This window comes from Myxococcaceae bacterium JPH2 (assembly GCA_016458225.1).
Lineage (GTDB): Bacteria > Myxococcota > Myxococcia > Myxococcales > Myxococcaceae > Citreicoccus.
Window position 1 is genome coordinate 1 of record JAEMGR010000063.1, and the last position, 7,362, is coordinate 7,362.

1 protein-coding gene is annotated in these 7,362 nt (G+C 72.2%); it reads right to left on the reverse strand.

What is annotated here, in order from left to right:
* The coding region (locus JGU66_35930) for an amino acid adenylation domain-containing protein (protein MBJ6766173.1) at positions 1-7,362 on the reverse strand (7,362 nt) is incomplete at both ends.

The window sequence follows — 7,362 nt, forward strand, 5'->3', positions numbered from 1 at the left end:
GGAGGTCCTCTCGAGGGTAGTCGGCCTGCGTCTGGTTCCACGCCACGAGGAGCTGGTGGCGCTCGTAGTGAGGCAGCAGCGGGAGCTGCGTGAGCTGTGCGTCGGGCTGGGCGACGATGCCATCGAGGAGGATGCGCAGGTGCTCCGCCATCCTCGCGATGGTGGGCTGCTCGAAGAGGTCGGTGCTGTACTCCAGCGTTCCGACGAGGCCGCGCGGTGACTCCTGGAGCGCCAGCGTGAGGTCGAACTTCGCGGAGTAACCGTCGAGCGGCAGGGGCTGGAACGAGAGCCCGGGCATGCGCAGCGACTCGGCGGGCGCGTTCTGCAGCGCGAACATGACCTGGAAGAGCGGGCTGCGGCTCAGGTCACGCGCGGGCTGAAGGACCTCGACGAGCTTCTCGAACGGGACGTGCTGGTGATCGTAGGCCGAGAGGGTGGTGGTCCGCACCTGCGCGAGCAGCTCGCGGAAGGTCATCTCGGGCGTCATGCGCGCGCGCAAGACGAGCGTGTTGACGAAGAAGCCGATGAGGCCCTCCGTCTCCGCGTGCGTGCGGCCGGCGATGGGCGAACCCACCGAGATGTCATCCTGCGCGGCGTAGCGCGAGAGCAGGACCTGGAACGCGGCCAGCAACAGCATGAAGGGCGTGGCGCCCTCGCGCTGGGCCAGGGCCTTGAGCGACTCGGTCAGCTCCGGGGAGAGCGTGAGCGAGACATCGCCACCGCGGTGCGACTGCACGGGCGGACGGGCCTTGTCGGTGGGCAGCTCCAGCGCGGGCGGTGCACCCGAGAGCTGCTGCCGCCAGTAGCCGAGCTGGGCCTCGAGGGCCTCACCCTGGAGCCACTGTCGCTGCCAGGCCGCGAAGTCCGCGTACTGCACGGGCAGCGGCGCGAGCCGGGACTCGGTGCCCGTGCTGAACGCCGCGTACAGGGACGCCAGCTCCTGCACGAGCACGCCCATGGACCAGCCGTCCGAGACGATGTGGTGCATCGTCACGAGCAGCAGGTGCTCTTGCGTGTCCAGGCGCACGAGTGACGTGCGCAGCAGCGGGCCGTGGGTAAGGTCGAACGGACGACGCGCCTCGCTCGCGACCAACCCGCGTGCCTGCGCTTCGCGCTGTTCCGAGGGCACGGCGGACAGGTCGGTGACGGGAAGCGGCCACGCGCTCGCGGCGTGGATGCGCTGCGCGGGCTGACCGCCCTGCTCGGTGAACGTGGTGCGCAGGGCCTCGTGCCGCAGGACGAGGGCCTCGAAGGCCCGACGCAGGGACTCGATGTCCAAGGTGCCGCGCAGGCGCAGGCCGGCGGGCAGGTTGTAGGACGCGCTGCCGGGCTCGAGCTGATCCAACAGCCACAGGCGCTGCTGCGCGAACGACAGCGGCATGGACTCCGCGCGCGGGACGGGGACGAGCGGAGGCGCCTGCACGCGCGCGGTCCGGTCTCCATCGAGGCGCGCCGCGAGCGCGGCCACCGTGGGCGCCTCGAAGAGGGCCCGCAGCGGCAGTTCGGCGCGGAAGGCCGCGCGCACGCGCGAGACGAGCTGCGTGGCCAGGAGCGAGTGGCCACCCAGCGCGAAGAAGTCGTCGTGGATGCCCACGCGCTCCAGACGCAGGACCTGCGCGAAGAGCGCGGCGAGCTTCTCCTCGGAGGGCGTGCTGGGCGCGACGTAGGTGGACGCGGGCTGGCTGACGTCTGGCGCGGGGAGCGCCTTGCGGTCCAGCTTGCCGTTCGTGTTGAGGGGCAGGGCCTCCAGCGTGACGAATGCCGAGGGCACCATGTACTCGGGCAGGTGGTCCTTGAGGTGGGCACGCAGCGTGGCCGTGTCCACCGTCTGGCCATCCTCGGCCACCACGTACGCGACGAGGCGCTTGTCTCCGGGCACGTCCTCGCGGGCGAGCACCACGGCCTCATGCACGGCGGGGTGCGTGAGCAGCGTGGCCTCGACCTCGCCCAGTTCGATGCGGAAGCCACGCACCTTCACCTGGAAGTCGATGCGGCCCTGGTACTCCAGCGTGCCGTCGGTGTGCCAGCGGACGCGGTCTCCCGTGCGGTACATGCGGGCGCCCGGCGTCGCGGTGAAGGCGTCCGGCATGAAGCGGTCGGCCGTCAGGTCGGGCCGGCCCAGGTAGCCTCGGGCGAGGCCCTCGCCGCCGATGAACAGCTCTCCGGCCACGCCCACGGGCACGGGCTGGAAGTGTGCATCCAGCACGTAGGCCCGCACGTTGGGCAGCGGCCGTCCGATGGTGGGCGCGTCCGAGGAATCGAACGCGCACGCGGTGGCGTCCACCGTGCACTCGGTGGGGCCGTAGACGTTGAACACGCGCATGCGCGTGTTCGCTCCGAGGTGGCGCCACGTGGTGGTGTCCACCGCCTCGCCGCCGACGAGGACGCGGCGCGGGACGTTCGTCTGCTCCAGCAGGCCTTCGTCCACCAGCAGGCGCAGGTGCGCAGGCGAGCAGTCCAGCACGTCCAGCGCGTCCTTCCCGATGCGCCGCACGAGTTCACGCACGTCGCCGCGCGCCTCCTCGGGGACGATGCACAGGGCGTGGCCGTCGAGCACCTGGATGAGCTGCTTGACGGACGCGTCGAACGACAGCGGCGCGTTGACGCTCACGCGCTCCGCGACGCGGGCCTCCGCGTGAACGGTGCGGGCCAGCGCCAGTCGCAGGTTCAGCACCGAGCGGTGCTGGATCATCACGCCCTTGGGGCGACCCGTGCTGCCCGACGTGTAGATGACGTACGCGAGGTTCTCCGGTGAGACGGGAACCGCGGGCGCAGCGGTCGGCCGCGTGGCGTACGTGTCCTCTTCGTCCAGGCAGACATCCTGGGCCGCGTGCGGCGGCAGCGCGGCGACCAAGCGGCGCTGGGTGAGGACCACGGGGGTGCCGGTGTCCTGGAGGACGTGGGCCAGCCACTCCTTCGGGTAGCTGGGGTCGATGGGCACGTAGCCGCCGCCGGCCTTGAGCGTGCCGAGGATGCCCACGAGCGCCTCCACCGAGCGCTCCACGCAGAGCACCACGCGCACGTCGGGTCCGACGCCCAGCTCACGCAGGCGGTGCGCGAGCTGATTGGCCTTCGCATCCAGCTCGCGGAAGCTCAGGCGGTCCTCGCGGCACAGCACCGCGAGCGCGTCGGGCGTGCGCGCGGCCTGCTCGGCGAACGCGTGGTGGATGAGGGTGTCACGCGGGTAGTCGGCGCGCGTGTCGTTCCAGTCACCCAGGAGCTGACGGCGCTCGGGGGCGGTGAGGATCGGCAGCGAGGACAGCGAGGCGTCGGGCCGGGCCACGATGGCCTCGAGCAGGACGCTCAGGTGTCCGGCCATCCGCTGCAGCGTGGCCGCATCGAACAGGTCGGTGTTGTACTCGAACGTGCCGGCGAAGCCGTCCCGCGTCTCCTGGAGCGCGAGCGTGAGGTCGAACTTCGAGGTCTGCGATTCCTGGCTGAGCGCCTGGAACGAGAGCCCCGGCATGCGCAGGGCCTCGGTGGGCGTGTTCTGCAGCGTGAACATCACCTGGAAGAGCGCGCTGCGGCTCAGGTCGCGAACGGGCTGGAGCACCTCGACGAGGCGCTCGAAGGGCAGGTGCTGGTGCTCGTAGGCGGCGAGCGTGGTGGTGCGCACCTGCGCGAGCAGCTCGCGGAAGGACTCGTTCGGTCGCACCTGGGCGCGCAGCACCAGCGTGTTGACGAAGAAGCCGATGAGGCCCTCCGTCTCCCCGTGGGTGCGGCCGGCGATGGGCGTGCCGACGCTGATGTCGTCCTGGCCGGAGTAGCGCGCGAGCTGGAGGTGGAAGGCCGCCAGCAGCAGCATGAACGGCGTGGCGCCCTCGCGCTGCGCCAGGGACTTGAGGGACTCGGACAGGGCGAGCGGCAGTTGCACGGAGACGGCCGCGCCCCGGTGCGTCTGCACGGGCGGACGCGGGCGGTCCGTGGGCAGCTCCAGCACGGACGGCGCGCCGGAGAGCTGCTGCTTCCAGTAGGAGAGCTGCGTGTCGAGCGCCTCGCCCTGGAGCCACTGGCGCTGCCACGACGCGAAGTCCGCGTACTGCACCGCCATGGGCGTCCACTGGGGCTCGGCGCCTCGCGTGAAGGCCGCGTAGGCCGCGGCGAGTTCACGGACGAGCACGCCCATGGACCAGCCGTCGGAGACGATGTGGTGCATCGTCACGAGCAGCAGGTGCTCCTGGGGCGCCAGGCGCACGAGGGCCGTGCGCAGCAGCGGGCCCTCCGCGAGCTGGAACGACGTCTGGGCCTCGCGCGTGGCGTGGCGCAGGGCCTCGGCCTCGCGCTCGGACTCAGGGAGCGCGGAGAGGTCCGTGACGGCCAGCGCCCAGGCGCCCGCGGGATGGATGACCTGGGTGGGCTCGCCCTCCTGCTCCACGAAGGTGGTGCGCAGCGACTCGTGTCGCTGGACGAGCGCCTCGAAGGCGCGGCGCAGGGCCTCGACCTCGACCGCTCCCGTCAGCCGCAGCGCGGTGGGGATGTTGTACGAGGCGTCGCCCGGGGTGAGCTGATCCAACAGCCACAGGCGCTGCTGCGCGAACGACAGCGGCAGGGCGCCGTCGCGCGGCACGGCGCGCAGGGGTGGGGCCTGGACGCGGCTGCCCGGCGTCGCGTCCAGCTTCAGCGCGAGCGTGGCGACGGTGGGGGCCTCGAAGAGGACGCGCAGCGCCATCTCCACGGAGAAGACGGAGCGCACGCGCGAGACGAGCTGCGTGGCCAGGAGCGAGTGGCCGCCCAGCGCGAAGAAGTCGTCGTGGATGCCCACGCGCTCCACGCGGAGCACCTCGGCGAAGACCGCGGCGAGCTTCTCCTCGGTCGGCGTGCGCGGCGCGACGTAGGCGGACGCGGTCAGCGAGGCGTCTGGCGCGGGCAGGGCCTTGCGGTCGAGCTTGCCGTTGGCGGTGACAGGCAGCGCCTCCAGGACGACGAAGGCGGAGGGCACCATGTACTCGGGCAGCTGCTGCTGGAGGTGCGCGCGCAGCGTCTCCACTTCAATCGTCTGGTTCGCGCGCGGCGCCACGTAAGCGACGAGCCGCTTGTCGCCGGGCACGTCCTCGCGGGCGAGCACGACGGTCTCATGCACCGACGGGTGCGAGAGCAGCGTGGCCTCAATCTCTCCCAGCTCGATGCGGAAGCCGCGCACCTTCACCTGGAAGTCGAGGCGCTGCAGGTAGTCGAGCTGGCCGTCCGTGCGCCAACGCACCTGGTCGCCCGTGCGGTAGAGGCGAGCGCCCGGCGCGGAGGCGAACGGGTGCGGCACGAAGCGCTCCGCGGTGAGCGCGGGCTGACCGAGGTAACCCCAGGCGAGGCCCTCGCTGTCGAGGAACAGCTCGCCGGGGACGCCCACGGGCACCAGGTGCAGGTTCGCGTCGAGGACGTACGCGCGCGTGTTGGCGATGGGCCGGCCAATGGGCGGACGTCCGCCCTCGGAGGAGCCAGCGGCGACGGGCGTGGCCGTCGCGACGACGGTGCTCTCCGTGGGGCCGTAGTGGTTGTAGAGCGTGGTGGAGACGGAGGCGGGCGGCGCGTGGTGGAGCGCGTCACCTCCGGTCAGCAGGGCACGCAGCGCGATGCGCGCGGGCCACGGCTCACGCAGCACGGCCTCCGCCAGCGGCGTGGGCATGAAGCTGACGGTGATGGCCTCGTCGGCGATCCATCCCAACAGCCGCGACGGGTCGGCGCGCACGGGCTCGGGGGGCACGCGGAGGCTGCCGCCCGAGGCGAGCGGGGGCCAGATCTCCCACGTGGAGGCGTCGAACGCGACGCCGGCCGTGAGCGCGGTGCGGTCCTCGGCGCCCAGCGCGTAGGTGCGCTGGTGCCACGACACCAGGTTCATCAGGCCGCGGTGGTGCACGGCCACGCCCTTGGGACGGCCCGTGCTGCCCGAGGTGTAGATGACGTAGGCGAGGTCCTCCGCGCCCACGACGTCGCGCACACGAGGGGCGGCGGGCAGCTCCGCGTCCACGCGCACGACGCGCGCGGCGAGCGGAGGCACGGAGGCCAGCAGGTGCTCCTGGGTGAGCAGCACCGTGGCGCCGCTGTCCTCGACCATGAAGGCCAGGCGCTCCGGCGGCGACGACGGCGCGATGGGCACGTAGGCGCCCCCGGCCTTGTGGATGGCGAGCAGGCCGGTGATCAGCTCCACGGAGCGCTCGGCGCAGATGGCCACGCGCGCGCCCCGGGTGACGCCCAGCTCGCGCAGGTGCGCCGCGAGGCGGTTGGCGGCCTCGTCGAGCGCGGCGTACGTGAGGGACTTCTCCCCCGCGTGGATGGCCAGGGCCTGGGGCGCGCGACGCGCCTGCGCCGCGACCACCTGGTGGATGGCGACGTTCGAGGCGAAGTCGACGCGGGTGTCGTTCCACGCCACGAGGAGCTGGTCGCGCTCGGACGCGGTCAGCAGGGGCAGCTCGGCCACGGCCGTGTCGGGCTGCTGCGCGATGGCCTCCAGCAGCACGCCCAGGTGACCCACCATGCGCTGCATGGTCGCGGCGTCGAAGAGCTGGGTGCTGTACTCGAGGTTGCCCGTGAAGCCGCGCGGCGACTCATCCAGGGACAGGGTGAGGTCGAACTTGGCGGAGTTGCCCTCCAGCGGGAACGCCTGGAAGGACACGCCCTGCACGCGCAGCGCCTCGGCCGGCGCGTTCTGGAGGACGAAGACGACCTGGAACAGCGGGCTGCGGCTCAGGTCGCGGACGGGCTGGAGCACCTCGACGAGCTTCTCGAACGGGAGGTGCTGGTGCTCGTGCGCGGCGAGCGACGTGGTGCGCACCTGCGCGAGCAGCTCGCGGAAGCTGGCCCGCGGATTCACGCGCGCACGCAGGACGAGCGTGTTGACGAAGAATCCGATGAGGCCCTCCGTCTCCTCGTGGGTGCGGCCCGCGATGGGCGAGCCGACGTTGACGTCGTCCTGGCCGGAGTAGCGCGCCATGAGCAACTGGAACGCGGCCAGCAGCAGCATGAACGGCGTGGCGCCCTCGCGCTGCGCGAGGACCTTGAGGGACTCGGCGAGCGCGGGAGGAACCTGCACGGGGACGGTGGCGCCCCGGTGCGACTGGACGGGCGGGCGCGGACGGTCCGTGGGCAGCTCCAGCGCGGACGACGCGCCGGAGAGCTGCTGCTTCCAGTAGCTGAGCTGCGCGTCGAGCGCCTCGCCCTGGAGCCACTGGCGCTGCCATGCGGCGAAGTCCGCGTACTGCACCGGCAGCGCGGGGAGCCGGGGCTCACGGCCGGCGCTGAAGGCCGAGTAGCTGGCGGCGAGGTCGCGCACGAGCACGCCCATGGACCAGCCGTCGGAGACGATGTGGTGCATCGTCACGACGAGGACGTGGGACTCGTCGGCGAGCCGCAGCAACACGGTGCGCAGCA